Annotated in this window: 14 protein-coding genes; 9 read left to right on the top strand and 5 right to left on the bottom strand. The window is 71.2% G+C overall.

Annotated features, from left to right (window positions below):
* Positions 1 to 191: 191 nt before the first annotated feature.
* The gene (gene lon, locus ACWD26_RS12195; RefSeq protein WP_451268914.1) at positions 192 to 2,594 is read right to left on the bottom strand and encodes an endopeptidase La; all 2,403 of its coding nucleotides are present in this window, start codon (positions 2,592 to 2,594) and stop codon (positions 192 to 194) included.
* Between the two features lie 205 nt (positions 2,595 to 2,799).
* Here lon and ACWD26_RS12190 point away from each other — a divergent pair, with 205 nt between their 5' ends.
* Positions 2,800 to 3,450, top strand: coding sequence for a GNAT family N-acetyltransferase (locus ACWD26_RS12190; RefSeq protein WP_451268912.1), 651 nt, complete (start codon positions 2,800 to 2,802; stop codon positions 3,448 to 3,450).
* On the opposite strand, the gene ACWD26_RS12185 is transcribed toward ACWD26_RS12190, so the two are convergent.
* The 3 genes from ACWD26_RS12185 to ACWD26_RS12175 form a co-directional block, all read right to left on the bottom strand.
* Positions 3,429 to 3,551 carry a hypothetical protein gene (locus ACWD26_RS12185; protein WP_451268910.1) on the bottom strand — a complete coding sequence of 41 codons (123 nt, stop codon included), beginning with the start codon at positions 3,549 to 3,551 and terminating at the stop codon, positions 3,429 to 3,431. The genes ACWD26_RS12190 and ACWD26_RS12185 overlap by 22 nt on opposite strands.
* A 154-nt stretch (positions 3,552 to 3,705) precedes the next feature.
* The gene (locus ACWD26_RS12180; RefSeq protein WP_451268908.1) at positions 3,706 to 4,611 is read right to left on the bottom strand and encodes a rhomboid-like protein; all 906 of its coding nucleotides are present in this window, start codon (positions 4,609 to 4,611) and stop codon (positions 3,706 to 3,708) included.
* A gap of 152 nt (positions 4,612 to 4,763) precedes the next feature.
* Entirely contained in the window at positions 4,764 to 5,504 is a 741-nt protein-coding gene (locus ACWD26_RS12175; protein WP_451268906.1) for a TetR/AcrR family transcriptional regulator, read from the bottom strand.
* Positions 5,505 to 5,829: 325 nt separating this feature from the next.
* Between ACWD26_RS12175 and ACWD26_RS12170 the strand changes: the two genes are divergently transcribed.
* The 6 genes from ACWD26_RS12170 to ACWD26_RS12145 all read left to right on the top strand — a co-directional run bounded on the left by ACWD26_RS12170 (position 5,830) and on the right by ACWD26_RS12145 (position 15,142).
* On the top strand, positions 5,830 to 7,518 hold the full coding sequence (locus tag ACWD26_RS12170) for a glycoside hydrolase family 3 protein (protein ID WP_451268904.1): 1,689 nt from the start codon (positions 5,830 to 5,832) through the stop codon (positions 7,516 to 7,518).
* 80 nt (positions 7,519 to 7,598) lie between these two features.
* Positions 7,599 to 8,282 carry a spermine/spermidine synthase domain-containing protein gene (locus ACWD26_RS12165; RefSeq protein WP_451268902.1) on the top strand — a complete coding sequence of 228 codons (684 nt, stop codon included), beginning with the start codon at positions 7,599 to 7,601 and terminating at the stop codon, positions 8,280 to 8,282.
* Positions 8,283 to 8,413: 131 nt separating this feature from the next.
* Complete coding sequence (locus ACWD26_RS12160) at positions 8,414 to 9,151, top strand: response regulator transcription factor (RefSeq protein ID WP_009341146.1); 738 nt, start codon at positions 8,414 to 8,416, stop codon at positions 9,149 to 9,151.
* Between the two features lie 66 nt (positions 9,152 to 9,217).
* Positions 9,218 to 10,351 carry a HAMP domain-containing sensor histidine kinase gene (locus tag ACWD26_RS12155; RefSeq protein ID WP_451268899.1) on the top strand — a complete coding sequence of 378 codons (1,134 nt, stop codon included), beginning with the start codon at positions 9,218 to 9,220 and terminating at the stop codon, positions 10,349 to 10,351.
* A gap of 721 nt (positions 10,352 to 11,072) precedes the next feature.
* Positions 11,073 to 14,873 carry a multifunctional oxoglutarate decarboxylase/oxoglutarate dehydrogenase thiamine pyrophosphate-binding subunit/dihydrolipoyllysine-residue succinyltransferase subunit gene (locus tag ACWD26_RS12150; protein WP_451268897.1) on the top strand — a complete coding sequence of 1,267 codons (3,801 nt, stop codon included), beginning with the start codon at positions 11,073 to 11,075 and terminating at the stop codon, positions 14,871 to 14,873.
* A gap of 86 nt (positions 14,874 to 14,959) precedes the next feature.
* The gene (locus ACWD26_RS12145) at positions 14,960 to 15,142 is read left to right on the top strand and encodes a DUF6104 family protein (RefSeq protein ID WP_161252429.1); all 183 of its coding nucleotides are present in this window, start codon (positions 14,960 to 14,962) and stop codon (positions 15,140 to 15,142) included.
* 40 nt (positions 15,143 to 15,182) lie between these two features.
* Here ACWD26_RS12145 and ACWD26_RS12140 read toward each other — a convergent pair whose 3' ends face one another.
* Positions 15,183 to 16,034, bottom strand: coding sequence for a hypothetical protein (locus tag ACWD26_RS12140; protein WP_451268895.1), 852 nt, complete (start codon positions 16,032 to 16,034; stop codon positions 15,183 to 15,185).
* Positions 16,035 to 16,175: 141 nt separating this feature from the next.
* Between ACWD26_RS12140 and ACWD26_RS12135 the strand changes: the two genes are divergently transcribed.
* Together ACWD26_RS12135 and ACWD26_RS12130 are read left to right on the top strand one after the other, a co-directional pair.
* A complete protein-coding gene (locus tag ACWD26_RS12135) occupies positions 16,176 to 17,378 on the top strand; it encodes a DUF4097 family beta strand repeat-containing protein (protein ID WP_451268893.1) in 1,203 nt (400 codons plus the stop codon).
* A gap of 1 nt (position 17,379) precedes the next feature.
* The gene (locus tag ACWD26_RS12130; RefSeq protein ID WP_451268891.1) at positions 17,380 to 18,528 is read left to right on the top strand and encodes a helix-turn-helix transcriptional regulator; all 1,149 of its coding nucleotides are present in this window, start codon (positions 17,380 to 17,382) and stop codon (positions 18,526 to 18,528) included.
* The last annotated feature ends 39 nt before the right edge of the window (positions 18,529 to 18,567 follow it).

Genomic DNA, 18,567 nt, shown 5'->3' with positions numbered 1-18,567 from the left:
GTTCCGTCAGGGCCGCCTGCGCGGGCAGCACCGGTCAGTATTTCGCAGGTGGGGGCGGACACGGTCCAGGTCGCCTGCGGGTCCGGTGGGGCTTCTCGCGCAGTTCCCCGCGCCCCTGAAAAGCAAGGGGCGGCGCCCCATGCTTTTCAGGGGCGCCGCCGGTCGCCTTCAGGCCCGCGGGGGGCCACCCGTCACGCCGCCAGAGGCACCCCCGCCTCCGCCGGGGCGAGCGCCAGTTCCAGTACCTGGCGGACGTCGGTGACGGCGTGGACGTCGAGCTTCTCGAGGACCTCGGCGGGGACGTCGTCGAGGTCGGCCTCGTTCCGCTTGGGGATGACGACGGTGGTGACGCCGGCCCGGTGCGCGGCGAGCAGCTTCTGCTTGACGCCGCCGATGGGCAGCACCCGCCCCGTCAGCGAGACCTCTCCCGTCATCGCCACGTCCGTGCGGACGAGCCGGCCGGACAGCAGCGAGGCGAGCGCGGTCGTCATGGTGACACCGGCACTCGGCCCGTCCTTCGGCACGGCCCCCGCCGGGAAGTGGATGTGCACGCCCCGGTCCTTGAGGTCGGCGACGGGCAGTTCCAGCTCCGCGCCGTGCGAGCGCAGGAAGGAGAGGGCGATCTGCGCGGACTCCTTCATCACGTCGCCCAGCTGGCCGGTGAGGGTCAGCCCCGCCGCGCCCGTCTCCGGGTCGGCCAGTGACGCCTCGACGTACAGGACGTCGCCGCCCGCGCCGGTGACCGCGAGGCCGGTCGCGACGCCGGGCACGGCCGTACGCCGCTCCGCCGGGTCCTGGGCGGACTCGGGTACGTGGTGCGGGCGCCCGATGAGCCCGCGCAGATCGCCGTCGGTGACGGTGAACGGCAGCTCCCGCTGCCCCAGTTCGTGCTGGGCGGCGACCTTGCGCAGCAGCCGCGCCACGGACCGCTCCAGGTTCCGTACGCCCGCCTCGCGCGTGTACTCACCGGCGAGCTTGCGCAGCGCGCTCTCGTCGAGGGTGACCTCGTCAGCGCCGAGCCCGGCCCGCTCCAGCTGCCGGGGCAGCAGGTGGTCCCGGGCGATGACGACCTTCTCGTCCTCCGTGTAGCCGTCCAGCCGGACGAGCTCCATCCGGTCGAGCAGGGCCTCGGGGATCGCCTCCAGCACGTTCGCGGTGGCGAGGAAGACGACGTCGCTCAGGTCCAGCTCCACCTCCAGGTAGTGGTCCCGGAAGGTGTGGTTCTGGGCCGGGTCGAGGACTTCGAGGAGGGCCGCGGCCGGGTCACCCCGGAAGTCGGAGCCGACCTTGTCGATCTCGTCGAGCAGGACGACGGGGTTCATGGACCCGGCCTCCTTGATGGCGCGGACGATACGACCGGGCAGCGCGCCCACGTACGTACGCCGGTGTCCCCGGATCTCCGCCTCGTCCCGCACACCACCGAGCGCGACCCGGACGAACTTCCGCCCCATGGCGTGCGCCACGGACTCGCCGAGGCTGGTCTTGCCGACGCCGGGCGGCCCGACGAGGGCCAGCACGGCACCGCCGCGCCGCCCGCCGACGACGCCCAGCCCCCGGTCCGCGCGCCGCTTCCGCACGGCCAGGTACTCGGTGATGCGCTCCTTCACGTCCTCCAGCCCGGCGTGCTCGGCGTCGAGCACACCCTTGGCGCCCTGGATGTCGTACGCGTCCTCGGTCCGCTCGTTCCAGGGGAGTTCGAGCACCGTGTCGAGCCAGGTCCGGATCCATCCGCCCTCGGGCGACTGGTCACTCGACCGCTCCAGCTTGTCGACCTCCTTGAGCGAGGCCTCCCTCACCGCCTCCGGCAGATCGGCGGCCTCGACACGCGCCCGGTAGTCGTCGGACTCCTCCCCCTCCTTCTCGCCGTTCAGCTCGCGCAGTTCCTTGCGGACGGCTTCGAGCTGACGCCGCAGCAGGAACTCGCGCTGCTGCTTGTCGACGCCCTCCTGGACGTCCTTGGCGATGGTCTCGGCGACGTCCTGCTCGGCGAGGTGGTCGCGCAGCAGCTGGGTGGCGAGCTTCAGCCGGGCGACGGGGTCGCCGGTCTCCAGGAGCTGGATCTTCTGCTCGGTGGTGAGGAAGGGCGAGTACCCGGAGTTGTCGGCGAGCGCGGACACGTCGTCGATGGCCTGCACCCGGTCGACGACCTGCCAGGCGCCGCGCTTGCGCAGCCAGCTGGTGGCAAGTGCCTTGTATTCCTTGACGAGTTCGGTGACCTGTCCGGGCAGCGGCTCCGGCACGCTCTCGTCGACCCGTGTCCCCTCGACCCACAGGGCGGCACCGGGCCCGGTGGTCCCGGCCCCGATCCGTACGCGGCCACGCGCCCGGATCAGCGCCCCGGGGTCCCCGTCGGCCAGCCGTCCGACCTGCTCTACGGTGCCGAGCACGCCCGTGCTCGCGTACGCCCCGTCGATCCGCGGCACCAGCAGCACCCGGGGCTTCCCGGGCTCCGCCCGCGCCGCCGCCTGCGCGGCCTCCACCGCGGCCCGTACATCCGTGTCGTTGAGGTCCAGCGGCACCACCATTCCCGGCAGCACGACCTCCTCGTCGAGCGGCAACACGGGCAGGGTGAGCGGTGCGGACGTCGAAGCCATGATCTCTCCCTCGGCAGTCAAGTTGAGCTATGCCGACTCAATGCACATGAGCCGACGAATGTTCCCCGAGGGAGTGGCCGTTCGCTGTGGGCGATCAAGCACGAGGAGAAAAGACGGACATGGGGGTCGCGCACCGCCACGTACCAGTAATAGCCTCAGGTCAGTCTCACCTATTACCTACATTCATCGACACGGGGGTTGTTCAGTGGACGGAATCGTGCGGGCCTGGGTCGACGGATGGGTCGTGTCGCGTGGCGCGGCGCCTCCGGTGGTGGAGCCCTGGGGCTTCACGGTCGACGTGGGGATGGCCCACCACGTCACCCGCCATGTCTTCGCCGCCACGAACGACGAGGTGGAGGAGGAGGCCGTCCGGAAGGTGGCCGGCGCCGTCACCGGCGCCGGGATCTGGCTCAAGGTCTTCGCGGAGTCGTCGAAGGTGGCCCTCTGGCTGGGCGAGGGCTGGTGGGTCGACCCCGAGCCGGGCTACCTGATGTCCGTCCACCTGAAGACGTGGAGGGCCGCCCCGCCCCTGCCCAACGGCTACCGCCTCCGCACCTGGTCCCGCGGCGGCGTGACCCGGGTGATGATCGCCGCCCCGGACGGCTCCTGGGCGGCGCGCGGCCAGATCGCCGCCCCCGGGGCGACAGCGGTCGTCGACCAGATTGAGACCTCCCCGAACCACCGCCGCCGGGGCCTCGGCACCGTCGTCATGCGCACCCTCTCCCATGCCGCGCTCGAACAGGGCGCGGAGGTGGGGGTGTTGGGCGGAACACCGGACGGGCGGGGGCTCTACGAATCGCTGGGCTGGACGGTGGAGGCACCGTTGACCAGCGCTCAGTTCGCGGGGCGGCCGTAGCGCTGGACGAGCGAGAAGTTCGCGGGGCGGCCGTAGGGCTGGAGGGGCGCGAACGCCCGTCGCCCCCACCGGAAGCCGAACCAGCCGGCCTCGTCCGGCACACCAACACTCTCGCGCCCCTCGCCGCCCCCGAGCGGCGCGCGAGCGGCGCTCGCGCTACCGGCGCACCTCCCCGGCCGTACCCGGAGGCGGTCGCGAGGGCGGCGGAGGCCGTCGTCCTACGAACGCGATCGCCTCGGGAACAGCGGCCGGCGGCTATGCGGCGGTCGTGGCCTGAACCCGCCCCGCACCGGCTCCCGGGAACCCCCGGCCGCCCCGGCCCGCGCGCCACCACCGCCGCACGACCGGCCACGTGGCCACCCCGATCGCCAAGGCCATCAGATGCCCCCAGTTCGTCATCGGGTCCATGAACGCGATCAGGTCGTCCACCAGCGTCCCGCCGAAGCCGAGCAGAATCGGCCACCGCAGCCACGGCGACAGCAGACCCGCCAACGCCCCCACGCTCGCCGACACCCCGAAGCTGATGCCGTAGTCGAGGCGGTGGAGTGAGCTGTCGGGAAGGTGGCCGGCGAGGACTGCGAGGCCCACCGGAACCTCGGTCGCGAGGGTCGCGAGGACGTGGCCCAGCAGGAAGACCCCGGCCGTGCGCCACCCTCCGATACGGCGTTCCAGCGCGGTCAGCACCAGCAGGAAACCGAGGGCGTACGGCGAACCGACCCCGCCCGCGACCCACAGCGCACTCGCGAACAACACGAGCACCGGGTTCCGGACCAGATGCGCCACATCCGTGCTGGAGCCCTGGTGCAGCGCGTACACCAGGGCGGGGTCGGCGTACTCGGCGACGACCGAGGTGAACAGCAGGAGGGTGGCGTAGAAGAAGGTGAAGGGCGTGCCCTTGGGCGTGGGGAGCAGCCGCCAGGGGTGCGCGTGGATCAGCCGGACGGACAGTCCGGTCAACCGGGCGCGCAGGCGGGCGGTCCCGTGGAGCGCGCGCCGGTCGAGCCCCGCGGGCTCCTGTTCCGCCATCGCCATCGCCACCGGTGCCGGTGCCGGTGCCGACGCGGAACCCGGCTGCCGCGGGATCCCGTCGAGCACGGCCCCGGTCTCCACAGGCTCCACAGTCTCGGCGGCATCCAAGGTGAAGCGCTCCTTCCGTTTCACCTCACCCTCGACTCCCCGGCACCCCGGTGTCTGTGACCCCCACCACCCTCGACACGATTCACAGCAACCTGACAGCCCGACAGCCCAGCAATCCGGCGACCCGGCAACCCGGCAACCCGGCGACCCGGCAACCCGGCAACCCGGCAACCGTCCTACGGAACCTCCGCACCCATCTCCCGCACCACCCGCTCCACATACGCCCGGAACCGGCCCGGCATGTCGAACCCCGTCGGATCCAGCACCCACTGGATCTGCAGCCCGTCCATCACGGCGGCCAACTCCTGCGCGACGGCCACTACATCCGCGTCGGCCCGCAGTTCCCCCGTGTCCACCCCGCGCCTCAGCGCCCCGGACACGGTGTCCACCACCTCGGCGTACCGCTTGACGAAATACGCGTGGGCGGGATGCGCGGGGTCGCCCGCCTCGGCGGCCAGGACGTTGAACATACGGGTGCGGCCCAGGCGCGTGCTGTTGTACTCGGCGAGCTTCACGAGCGCCGCGAACATCTGACCCGCCGACTCGAACTCCCGTGAGAAGAACCGCTCCCGGTCGGTTGCGTCTATGCGCTCCAGGACCTGGACGAGAAGGTCCTCCTTGCTGCGGAAGTGGTGCAGCAGCCCACCCTGGGTGATGCCGACGTCGTTGGCGATCCGGGTGAGGGAGGAGGCGTGGAAACCCCGCTGGGCGAAGTGCTCGACGGCCGCGTCGAGGATGCGCAGCCGCCGCTCGTCACCGACGGCGTACGAGCCACGCGCCCGGGACCCGCCGGGCCGCCGCCCACCGCTCCCCGCCGGTCTTCGCGCCCCGGCCCCCTCCGGTCCGGCCCCTTCCCGCCCACGCCCACGCCCGTGCCCGTGCCCGTCGGACCCTTCCGACCTCCGGTTCCGCACCATGCCCGCCACCATAGACCCCTGCCGCGCGGCCCCGAAGGGGCGGGCGGACCGGCGGTTACACGAGTCATCCACCCCTTTCCTTCAAGCCATGTGCCGCGTGATTGTGGCCACTTGCCCAAAACCTATGACCCACTCGGTTCTGCTGCTTCCCTGAACGAGCCCGCGCGGCACCGATGCCGCCCTCGTCCCCCAGGAGAGCCCATGGCCGTCATTCCTCGACATCGGCAACGCCCTCCCCCCTCCCGCCGTTCGTCCGCTCGGTCAAGTGGCCCAGCGCCGCCCCGCATCACGCACCCCGCCCGGTCCCACGCACAAGGAATCCCGGATGCCCACAGCCCCGTACCGCGACCCCCACCGTCCCGTCGACGAACGGGTGGAAGACCTCCTGGCCCGGATGACCCTCGCGGAGAAGGCGGGCCAGCTCTTCCACACGATGCTGACGATGAACGACGACGGAACGCTCGCCGAGGCGGGTGACGGGCCGTTCGTCCGGCAGGGCACCACCGAGCTGGTCGCGGACGGTCATCTGACCCACTTCGACCTCGTGGGTCAGTACGGCGTCCGGGAGACGGCCGAGTGGGTCAACCGGCTCCAGGCGCTCGCGGCGGACACCCGGCTCGGCATCCCGGTGACCCTCTCCACCGACCCGCGCCACTCGTTCACCCACAACCCGGGCGTGCCCTTCGGCTCCGGTGCCTTCTCGGCCTGGCCCGAGCCCCTGGGCCTGGCCGCGATCGGCGAACCGGAGCTGGTGGAGAGGTTCGGCGACACGGTCCGCCGTGAGTACCTCTCCGTCGGCTTCCGCGTCGCCCTCCACCCACAGATCGACCTCGCCACCGAACCCCGCCGGTCCCGCCAGTCCGGGACCTTCGGTTCGTCCGCCGAGGTCACGAGCGCGCTCGTCCGGGCGTACGTTCGCGGTCTGCAGGGGCCCCGGCTCGGCCCGCGCTCGGTCGCCGCCGTGGTCAGGCACTTTCCCGGCGGCATGCACGACCACCACCTCGCGCCCTTCCAGGCCGCCGTCGAGGCCGGCTGCTCGCAGATGACGCCGTGCCACGGCCGACCGATCGGCGCGGACGGCTGGGAGGAGGTCGGCTTCGGCTTCAACCGGGACGTCCTGACCGGGCTGCCGCGCGACCGCCTCGGCTTCGACGGCATCGTCCGCACCGACTGGGGCCTGCTCACCGGCGCGCCCCTCGGCGGCGAGTCGCACGAGGCCCGCGCCTGGGGCATCGAACACCTCACCGTCGCCGAACGCGCGGCGAAGGCCCTGGACGCGGGCGCCGACCAGTTCGGCGGCGAACAGTGCCCCGAGGTGATCGTCGAACTGGTCCGTTCCGGCCGGATCTCCGAGGAGCGGATCGACGCCTCCGTACGCCGCCTCCTGCGCGAGAAGTTCGTCCTCGGCCTCTTCGAGCGGCGGTACGTCGACCCGGACCGGGCCGAGGAGACCGTCGGCGCGAGCGAGTTCACCGCCCTCGGCGAGGCGGCCCAGCGCCGCTCGCTCACCGTCCTGACCAACCACTCCCTCCTCCCACTCACCGACCGCCCGAACCTCTACGTCGAGGGTGTGGGCGCGCAGACCGCGTCCCTGTACGGCAACGTCGTGACCGACCCGGCCCACGCGGACGTGGCCGTACTGCGGTTGCGGACGCCGTACGAGGAGCGGCCGGGGTTCTTGGAGTCCTTCTTCCACTCCGGGTCACTGGCGTTCGGCGAGGAACGGCTGAAGGAGATCCTGGCGCTGCTGGAGGCCGTGCCCACCCTGGTCTGCGTCAACCTGGAGCGGCCCGCCGTGCTCCCGGAGATCGCCGCGAAGGCCGCCGCGCTCGTCGCCGACTACGGGGCGAGCGACACGGCCCTGCTCGACATCGCCTTCGGGCGGGCACGGGCCGAGGGGCGGCTGCCCTTCGAACTGCCGCGTTCCATGAAGGCGGTGGAGGCGTCCCGCCCGGACGTCCCCCACGACACCGAGGACCCGGTCTTCCCGTACGGCCACGGCCTGACGCTCTGATCACGCCGAGTCATCGCACGCAGTCGCAGGGCCGACGTAATTCGGCCGCCCTCGCGCCACGGACACGTAAGGATGGGCGGATGCCCATCACCGAAGAACGCGACGAACCCGAAGTCATCGACCGGCGGGAGGGCCCCTACGGCGAAGTAGTACTGCGACGGCACGGAGAGCTGCTGCAGATCATCGCCAACGGGTGCTTTCTGATGGACACTTCGGACGGCCGCTCGGAGCGGCTGCTGGTCGACGCCGCCCTCGCCGCACTGAACGGCCGTTCTCGGCCAAGTGTGCTGATCGGGGGTCTGGGCGTCGGCTTCTCCCTCGCGCACGCCGCCGCCGACCCGCGCTGGGGACCGATCACGGTTGTCGAACGCGAACCCTCCGTCATCGAGTGGCACCGCTCCGGACCGCTGGCCGCGGTGTCCTCGGAAGCCCTCGCCGACCCCCGTACGAACATCGTGGAAGCCGATCTCGTCGCCTACGTCAATGAGACATCCGCCACGTTCGACGCGCTCTGCCTGGACATCGACAACGGGCCCGACTGGACCGTGTCCGAGGGCAACGAGAACCTGTACGCCCCGGCCGGACTGGCAAGCTGCGCAAGGGTGTTGAGGCCTGGTGGGGTGCTTGCCGTGTGGTCGGCACAGCCATCTGCGGAATTCGAGGAAACCTTGGGGAATGCCGGGTTCCAACAGGTGCGTACCGAAGAGATCCCGGTTGCCCGAGGAGTTCCGGACGTCGTGCACCTCGCGGTCCGACCTGGATAGCCGTGGCGTGGTGACTGCCCGTACCCTGCTTGCCTGGCGCCGATCATTCAAGCGTCAATCGCAGTCATGCGCACCCACGCGCAGTCAAGGGATCACCCCACGGATTCCGGAAAGCAACTCAGGGGCGGGCGATGGAGCAGACACACACCTCCCACAGCAGCACCACGGCGACGCCGGGCGCGCAGCGCCGGGTGCTGGTGGTCGAGGACGACCCGACGATCGTCGACGCCATCGCGGCCCGCCTGCGCGCCGAGGGTTTCGTCGTACAGACCGCGTCCGACGGACCGGCCGCGGTCGACACCGCCGAGGCCTGGCAGCCCGACCTGCTGATCCTCGACATCATGCTGCCCGGCTTCGACGGCCTGGAGGTGTGCAGGCGCGTCCAGGCCCAGCGGCCCGTCCCCGTGCTGATGCTCACCGCCCGGGACGACGAGACGGACATGCTGGTCGGGCTCGGCGTCGGCGCCGACGACTACATGACCAAGCCGTTCTCCATGCGTGAGCTGGCCGCGCGCGTGCACGTCCTGCTGCGCCGGGTGGAGCGGGCCGCGCTGGCCGCCACCACGCCGCGCTCGGGCATCCTGCGCCTCGGCGAGCTGGAGATCGACCACGCACAGCGCCGGGTCCGGGTGCGCAGCGAGGACGTGCACCTCACGCCCACCGAGTTCGACCTCCTCGTCTGCCTCGCGAACACCCCGCGTGCCGTACTCTCGCGCGAGCAGCTGCTCGCCGAGGTGTGGGACTGGGCGGACGCGTCCGGGACGCGGACCGTGGACAGCCACATCAAGGCGCTGCGGCGGAAGATCGGCGCGGAGCGGATCCGCACGGTGCACGGCGTCGGGTACGCCCTGGAGACCCCGACCCCCTGACACCGGCGCCCGCCCCGCGCACGCAGGGCAGACGCAGACACGTAGGCACAGGGGGCTGGTGGCGTGATGAGCGGACTCGGTGACCCACGGTCACGGAACCTCGGTGGCGCGCAGTCGCGGAAGGGCGCGGCACCGCTCGGCGGTCTGCGCCCCTTCTCGATCAAGACGAAGCTCGGCGCGCTCGTCGTCATCTCGGTCCTGATCACGACCGGTCTGTCGATGATCGCGGTGCACACCAAGACGGAGCTGCGCTTCATCACGGTGTTCTCGATGATCGCCACGCTGTTGATTACGCAGTTCGTGGCGCATTCGCTCACCGCCCCGCTGGACGAGATGAACGCGGTCGCCCGGTCCATCTCGCGCGGTGACTACACGCGCCGGGTCCGCGAGAACCGGCGGGACGAGCTGGGCGACCTCGCCCACACGATCAACCTCATGGCCGACGAGCTGGAGGCCCAGGACCGCCAGCGCAAGGAGCTCGTGGCGAACGTCTCCCATGAGCTCCGCACCCCCATCGCCGGCCTCCGCGCGGTCCTGGAGAACATCGTCGACGGCGTCACCCAGGCCGACCCCGAGACGATGCGCACGGCTCTGAAGCAGACGGAACGCCTGGGCCGCCTGGTGGAGACCCTCCTGGACCTCTCACGGCTGGACAACGGCGTGGTCCCGCTCCGCCGCCGCCGCTTCGAGGTCTGGCCGTACCTCTCGGGCGTCCTGAAGGAGGCCCAGATGGTGTCCTCCGCCCGCGGCGGCGTCGCCTCGGACTCCGGCAAGCACACCCGTACGGACGTCCACCTGCACCTGGACGTCCACCCGCCGGAGCTCACCGCGAACGCCGACCCGGAGCGCATCCACCAGGTCGTCGCCAACCTCATCGACAACGCAGTCAAGCACAGCCCGGCCCACGGCCGCGTCACGGTGAGGGCGCGCCGGGGCCCGACCCCGGAATCCCTGGACCTGGAGGTCCTGGACGAGGGCCCTGGCATCCCCGAGTCCGAATGGCACCGCGTCTTCGAACGCTTCAACCGCGGCGCCGTCAGCTCCCCCCACGGCCCCGGCAGCGACGGCGGCACAGGCCTGGGCCTGGCCATCGCCCGCTGGGCGGTCGACCTGCACGGCGGCCGTATCGGAGTGGCGGAGTCCCCGAAGGGCTGCCGCATCCAGGTCGCCCTACCAGGAGTGCCCTCAAGAACCCAGTGACCCACAAGCTCCTGAGCAGCGGGCAACTGCGCGAGCCTCTCGGGGGCCGGCGACGGCTCAAGCTTCTGGGGAGCGAGTAACTGCCCGAGCACTCGGGAGCGGGCAACGGCGCGAGCCTCCGAGGACCGGCGACCGCGCGAGCCTCTGAGGGCCGCCTTCTGGGGCGCGGGGAACCACAGGCCTTCAGGGGCGCGGGGAACTGCGCGAGCAACCCCACACGACCCGCACCCGACCACTCACCCACACGGCCCGGGGGTCTGAGGGCGCGGCCCCCAGGGACAGGATGGGACGGGTAGGGGCGGCGGGGGCGGAAAAATCACGTAATACCCACATCACACATGGCCGAATCCCCCCGCCATTGCCAAATATCGCTCATCCTCCCGGGGCTTACATCTCTGCCAAGTTGACGTAAAGTCTCAACCGGAGCCACAAGATCCACGGCAGGTCCGCCCAGCCGGACACGTGTGATCAGGTGCGTTCGAGCAGAGGGCCGCGTGCACATCCCCGCAGGCCCCACCCGACGCATGCCCGGCACCAGCCCCCCACCCCCGTTCCAAACCGGAACCACGCTTGTTTCCCGCCATTTCCACCACCGAAACACGCTTTCCGATGTGACTTACGCGACGAAGAGCGGACTCGGCCTGACCTTCCCGGCCACGGGGGCGTAGCCTTGATTCCCGCTGTCCATCACCTTGTGAAGCGGAAGAGGGCGGTTGCCGCCGTGTCGCCACAGTCCCCCAGTAACTCGAGCATCTCGACCGACGCAGACCAAGCGGGTAAGAACCCCGCCGCGGCCTTCGGTCCGAACGAGTGGCTCGTCGACGAGATCTATCAGCAGTACCTCCAGGATCCGAATTCGGTAGACCGAGCCTGGTGGGACTTCTTCGCCGACTACAAGCCGGGCGCGGCCGCCGCCTCGGCTCCGGCGAGCACTGCGGCCACGGGAGCCGCAGCGACCACCACGCCCGCGGCACCCGCCGCCCCGGCCCAGAGCGCTCCGGCGGCCCCGGCCGCCCCCGCTCCGGCCGCCGCGAAGCCCGCAGCCGCTGCCCCGGCCGCGGCCGCCGCGAAGCCCGCGGCCGCAGCGGCCCCCGCGCCCGCCAAGCCGGCGGCCGCCGCCCCCGCGAAGCAGGCCGCGCCCGCCGCGTCCGCCGAGGGCCCGGAGCTGGTCACACTGCGCGGCCCCGCCGCCGCGGTCGCGAAGAACATGAACGCCTCCCTGGAGCTGCCCACGGCCACGTCCGTGCGCGCCGTCCCGGTGAAGCTGCTGTTCGACAACCGCATCGTCATCAACAACCACCTGAAGCGTGCCCGGGGTGGGAAGATCTCCTTCACGCACCTGATCGGCTACGCGATGGTGCAGGCCATCAAGGCCATGCCGTCGATGAACTACTCCTTCGCGGAGAAGGACGGCAAGCCGACCCTGGTCAAGCCGGCCCACGTCAACTTCGGCCTCGCCATCGACCTGGTGAAGCCCAACGGCGACCGCCAGCTGGTCGTCGCGGGCATCAAGAAGGCCGAGACGCTGAACTTCTTCGAGTTCTGGCAGGCCTACGAGGACATCGTCCGCCGCGCCCGTGACGGCAAGCTGACGATGGACGACTTCACCGGCGTCACGGTCTCCCTGACCAACCCCGGCGGCCTCGGCACCGTCCACTCGGTCCCGCGTCTGATGCCCGGTCAGTCGGTCATCATGGGCGTCGGCTCCATGGACTACCCGGCCGAGTTCCAGGGCACGTCCCAGGACACCCTGAACAAGCTGGGCATCTCGAAGGTCATGACCCTGACCTCGACGTACGACCACCGGGTCATCCAGGGCGCCGCCTCCGGCGAGTTCCTGCGGATCGTCGCCAACTACCTGCTCGGCGAGGGCGGGTTCTACGACGACATCTTCGAGGCCCTGCGCATCCCCTACGAGCCGGTCCGCTGGCTCAAGGACATCGACGCCTCGCACGACGACGACGTCACCAAGGCCGCCCGTGTCTTCGAGCTGATCCACTCCTACCGGGTCCGCGGCCACGTCATGGCCGACACCGACCCGCTGGAGTACCGCCAGCGCAAGCACCCCGACCTGGACATCACCGAGCACGGGCTCACCCTGTGGGACCTGGAGCGCGAGTTCGCGGTCGGCGGCTTCTCGGGCAAGTCCCTGATGAAGCTCCGCGACATCCTCGGCGTCCTGCGCGACTCGTACTGCCGCACGACCGGCATCGAGTTCATGCACATCCAGGACCCGAAGCAGCGCCGCTGGATCCAGGACCGCATCGAGCGCCCGCACACCAAGCCGGAGCGCGAGGAGCAGCTGCGGATCCTGCGCCGGCTGAACTCGGCGGAGGCCTTCGAGACGTTCCTGCAGACGAAGTACGTCGGCCAGAAGCGCTTCAGCCTGGAGGGCGGCGAGTCCGTCATCCCGCTGCTCGACGCGGTCATCGACTCGGCGGCGGAGTCCCGTCTCGACGAGGTCGTCATCGGCATGGCCCACCGCGGCCGGCTGAACGTCCTCGCGAACATCGTCGGCAAGTCGTACGCGCAGATCTTCCGCGAGTTCGAGGGCAACCTCGACCCGAAGTCGATGCACGGCTCCGGCGACGTGAAGTACCACCTGGGCGCCGAGGGCACCTTCACCGGCCTGGACGGCGAGCAGATCAAGGTCAGCCTGGTCGCGAACCCCTCGCACCTGGAGGCCGTGGACCCGGTCCTGGAGGGCGTCGCGCGCGCCAAGCAGGACATCATCAACAAGGGCGGCACGGACTTCACGGTCCTGCCGGTAGCCCTGCACGGCGACGCGGCCTTCGCGGGCCAGGGCGTGGTGGCCGAGACCCTGAACATGTCGCAGCTGCGGGGTTACCGCACCGGCGGCACGGTCCACATCGTCATCAACAACCAGGTCGGTTTCACCGCGGCTCCCGAGTCCTCGCGCTCCTCCATGTACGCCACGGACGTGGCCCGCATGATCGAGGCCCCGATCTTCCACGTGAACGGCGACGACCCGGAGGCCTGCGTCCGTGTGGCGCGCCTGGCCTTCGAGTTCCGCCAGGCGTTCAACAAGGACGTGGTGATCGACCTCATCTGCTACCGCCGCCGCGGTCACAACGAGACCGACAACCCGGCCTTCACCCAGCCGCTGATGTACGACCTGATCGACAAGAAGCGCTCGGTGCGCAAGCTCTACACCGAGTCCCTGATCGGTCGCGGCGACATCACCCTGGAAGAGGCCGAGCAGGCGCTGCAGGACTACCAGGGCCAGCTGGAGAAGGTCTTCACGGAGGTCCGTGAGGCCACCTCCCAGTCGGCGTCCGCCGAGGTCCACGACCCGCAGGACGGCTTCCCGGTCGCGGTGAACACCGCGATCACGGCGGAGACCGTCAAGCGCATCGCCGAGTCCCAGGTCAACGTCCCGGACCACATCACCGCCCACCCGCGTCTGCTGCCGCAGCTGCAGCGCCGGGCGGCCATGGTCGAGGACGGCACGATCGACTGGGGCATGGGCGAGACCCTCGCGGTCGGCTCCCTCCTCCTGGAGGGCACCCCGGTCCGCCTGGCCGGCCAGGACTCCCAGCGCGGCACCTTCGGCCAGCGTCACGCGGTGATCATCGACCGTGAGACGGGCGAGGAGTTCACGCCGCTGATGTACCTCTCCGAGGACCAGGCGCGGCTGAACGTGTACAACTCCCTGCTCTCCGAGTACGCGGCGATGGGCTTCGAGTACGGCTACTCGCTGGCCCGCCCCGAGTCGCTGGTGATGTGGGAGGCCCAGTTCGGCGACTTCGTCAACGGCGCCCAGACGGTCGTGGACGAGTTCATCTCGTCGGCGGAGCAGAAGTGGGGCCAGACGTCCGGCGTCACCCTGCTCCTCCCGCACGGCTACGAGGGCCAGGGCCCGGACCACTCGTCCGCCCGCCCGGAGCGCTTCCTCCAGATGTGCGCGCAGAACAACATGACGGTCGCCATGCCGACCTCCCCGTCGAACTACTTCCACCTCCTGCGGTGGCAGGTGCACAACCCGCACCACAAGCCGCTGGTCGTCTTCACCCCGAAGTCGATGCTGCGCCTCAAGGCCGCCGCGTCGAAGGCGGAGGAGTTCACGAGCGGGCAGTTCCGCCCGGTCATCGGCGACCCGACGGTCGACCCGGCGGCCGTGAAGAAGGTCGTCTTCTGCGCCGGCAAGGTCTACTACGACCTGGAGGCCGAGCGGCGCAAGCGCGGCGTCACGGACACGGCGATCATCCGCATCGAGCGCCTGTACCCGCTGCCGGGTGCCGAGCTCCAGGCGGAGATCGGCAAGTACCCGAACGCCGAGAAGTACCTGTGGGCCCAGGAGGAGCCGGCAAACCAGGGTGCCTGGCCGTTCATCGCCCTCAACCTGATCGACCACCTCGACCTCGCGGTCGGCGCGGACGTCCCCCACGGCGAGCGCCTGCGCCGCATCTCCCGCCCGCACGGCTCGTCCCCAGCGGTCGGTTCGGCCAAGCGCCACCAGGCCGAGCAGGAGCAGCTGGTGCGTGAGGTGTTCGAGGCGTAACAGCGCTCGAAGACCGTACGCAACCGGGCCGCACCCCCTCCCCAGGGGGTGCGGCCCGGCCGTTTTCCCGCACTTATCCTTGACCCATGTACTTCACCGACCGTGGCATCGAGGAACTGGCGAAGCGGCGCGGCGAGGAGGAGGTCACCTTCGAGTGGCTCGCCGAGCAGTTGCGGACGTTCGTCGATCTGAACCCGGACTTCGAGGTGCCGGTCGAGCGGCTGGCGACGTGGCTGGCGCGGCTGGACGACGAGGACGAGGACGAGTAGCCACCCGGAGAAGGTCTCCGGGGAGGTCCCCGGGGGGCGGTCAGTCGCGTGGGTGGGCCAGGTCGTACAGCAGGCCGAGGGTGCCGTGGGCGATCAGGAGGCCGCCGGCGAAGAGCCAGCCGGGGCTTCGGCGGTGCAGGCCCCAGGCCGTGAGCGGCAGGCCCGCGAGGAGCTGGGCGGTGGCCAGGGCGCGTGCTCTGGGGGTGCCCACCCAGGGGAGCCAGGGGCCCAGGCGGCCGCGTTCGAGCGCGTCGAGTTCCGTGCGGACGGCTCCGCGCCAGCCGGTCCATTCGATGCGCTGAGCACCGGGCTGGATACGGGCGACCTCGCGGAGGCGGTCGGCGGGTTCGCCCGGGGTGAGGCCGGCGGGGAGCGTCACTCCCGCGCGGGCGAGGACGGCGAGGAGGCCCAGCAGGCGGGCGCGGGCGCCTGCCGCCGGGTCGGGCTTGGTGAGGTGGTCCAGGGCCTGCGCGTCGAGGACCGGGTCCAGGCCCAGGCGGGCGGCGAACGTACGCATCGCCTCGTCCTCGCCGACCGGGGTGCCGTTCGCGAGCCATACGTAGCCGACGGTGCGACGGAAGCCGGCGGCGAGGGTGTAGCCGCTGCGGTCGGCGTCCCACCACAGGGCGAGTACGGGCCACGGGACGCCCACGGCGAGGGCGGTGGCCCAGCCGGTGAGCACGCGATCGACGGGTTCCGCGCCATGCGACCAGGGCTTTCCCTCCGGCACGAGCGCGGTCCACCCCGGGCCGGCCGGGGTGAGCAGCATGCGCTCGCGAAGCAGTTGAGCGACGGGGGCGACGGAGTCGGGATCCGCCCGGCAGAGCAGGAGCGCGCCGGGGGCGGGCGTGGGCCGGGGGGCACGGGGACCCTGGGAGCGTTCCGTCGACATGAACCCACGCTAGGGCGATTTGTTCGCATACATCCCTACGGGATCACCAGAACGGGTGTATTGACTTTCCGTGACCGCGATATATCGTGAATCACGGAATACGCGATAGTGCGCGTATGCCCTGTCGAGGAGGTCAGCACCATGCCCGAGTGGTCCGTCGCCGAGCCGCGGAGGCTCACGTTCGACGAACCGGTGACGACGCTGCATGTGCGCGTCGTCAACGGAACGGTGAACGTCATGGGCACCGCCGAGGGTTCCGCCCGTCTGGAGGTCTCCGACATGGAGGGCCCGCCCCTGGTGGTGACGCAGAAGGACGGCACGCTGACCGTGACCTACGACGATCTCCCCTGGAAAGGCTTCCTGAAGTGGCCCGACCGGAAGGGCTGGCGGCGCAATGCGCTGGTCTCGCTCGCCGTCCCGGCGGGCACCCGTGTCGAGGTGGGAGTGGTCGGCGCCACCACGGTCGTGTCCGGCCTCGACGGGCGTACGGAGGTGAAGGGGATCTCGGGCGACACCACCCTGGTCGGCCTGTCGGGCCCCGTGCGCGCCACGACGGTGTCGGGGAACGTGGAGGCGCAGGCCCTCACGGGCGATCTCCGGCTCAGCTCTGTCTCCGGCGACCTGACCGTCGTCGAGGGCTCCTGCCCCACCGTGAAGGCGGACTCGGTGAGCGGCTCCATCATGCTCGACCTCGACCCCGTCGGCGGCCCCACCGACGTCGGCCTCACCAGCGTCTCCGGCGAGATCGCCATCCGGCTCCCCCACCCCGCCGACGCCGAGGTCGAGGCCCACACCGCCGGCGGCACCATCTCCAACGCCTTCGACAACCTCCGCGTCAGCGGCCCCTGGGGCGCCCACAAGGTCACCGGCCGCCTGGGCACGGGCAACGGCCGCCTCAAGGCCACCACCCTCTCCGGCTCGATCGCCCTCCTTCGCAGGCCCCCGTCGGGACACGAACCGTGGGACGAGGAGCCAAGGGACGAGGAGCCGGGGGACAGTGACCTTGAAGCGAGGGGAGAGGGAGCGGAACCCCTGAAATCCGGGGATTTGGAGCGGGGAAGCGGGCCCTCGGGGCACGAGGGCGGGGACTCGGAGCCGGAAAGCGGAGCCACGGACTCCTCTGTTCCGCATATCATCCCGTCCACCGCCACTCCAGCCTCCCCCGACTCCTCCCCTGTTTTCTCCTCCGACTCCCCCGTCGGGCACGACTCGGCCGGCGGCCCGGTCGGCCACACGGCGCCCGCCCGGCCTACTGATGCCCCTCCGGAGGGTTCAGGGACCGGTTCGGGTGACGGCAGCCCCGGCAGCACGACCCCTCGCACGACCGACAAGAAGGTGCTCTGACATGCCCCCCGTCTTCGCCCACGGACGCCTGCGGCTGTATCTGCTGAAGCTGCTGGACGAGGCGCCGCGCCATGGCTACGAGGTGATCAGGCTGCTGGAGGAACGCTTCCAGGGCCTGTACGCACCCTCCGCCGGCACCGTCTACCCCCGCCTGGCCAAGCTGGAGGCGGAGGGCCTGGTCACCCACACCACCGAGGGCGGCCGCAAGGTGTACGCGATCACCGACGCGGGCCGCGCCGAACTGGCGGACCGCAGCGGCGAGTTGGCTGACCTGGAACTGGAGATCCGCGAGTCGGTGGCGGAGTTGGCAGCCGAGATCCGGGCCGACGTCCGGGGCGCGGCGGGCGATCTGCGCCGCGAGATGCGGGCGGCGGCCTCGGAGGCCCGCAAGGGCGGCGGAGCGGGCGACGGGGAGCGCGGCCCGTTCGGCGAGTTCGGGGGGTCCGCCGACAACGAGGCCTGGCGGGCCGCGAAGGAGGAGATGCGCCGCGTCAAGCAGGAGTGGAAGGAGCAGGCCCGCCGCGCGAAGGACGAGAGCCGCCGCGCCCGCGAGGAGGCCCAGCGCGCCCGCCGCCAGGCCAAGGAGGCTCAGGAGCGGGCCCGCACCCAGGCCCAGGAAGAGCTGCAGCGCATCGCCAAGCGGGTTCAGGACCACGTCCAGGACCACTTCACCCGGGGCGACTGGCCGACGGGGGTGCGCGAGGGGCTGACCGAACTGGCCAAGGAGTTCGGCGAGTTCGGGAAGGACTTCGGAAAGGAGTTCGGCAAGGACTTCGGCTTCGGGCGTACGGGGGCGGAGAGCGGCACGAGTTCAGCTGCGGGGGCGGGTACCAGCACGGCCCCGGGGGCTGGAACCTCGGCAGGTTCCGGTGCCGGGGGCGGAGCCGGAACCCGGAACGGCTTCGGGGAGCCCGAGTACTCGACCACTTCCGAGGACTTCCCGGCCGACTACGAACCCGCCTGGGTGCACGAGGACCCCACGGGCGACCCGGCCCGCGACCTGGACCGTCTCCTGGACCGTTTCCGCGACGACATCCGCGACGCGGCCCGCGACCACGGCGTGACCGAGGACCAACTCCGGGACGCCCGCCGCCACCTGTCGACGGCGGCGGCGCACATCGGGGCGGCGCTGCGAGCGCCGAAGGGATGAGCCGGGTGAGGGTGCGGGCAGGGCGCACCCCCTGCCTGC

This window comes from Streptomyces sp. NPDC002787, from assembly GCF_053592095.1.
Note: the sequence above shows the minus strand (reverse complement) of the source record. Positions and strands in the feature narration are given on the sequence as shown.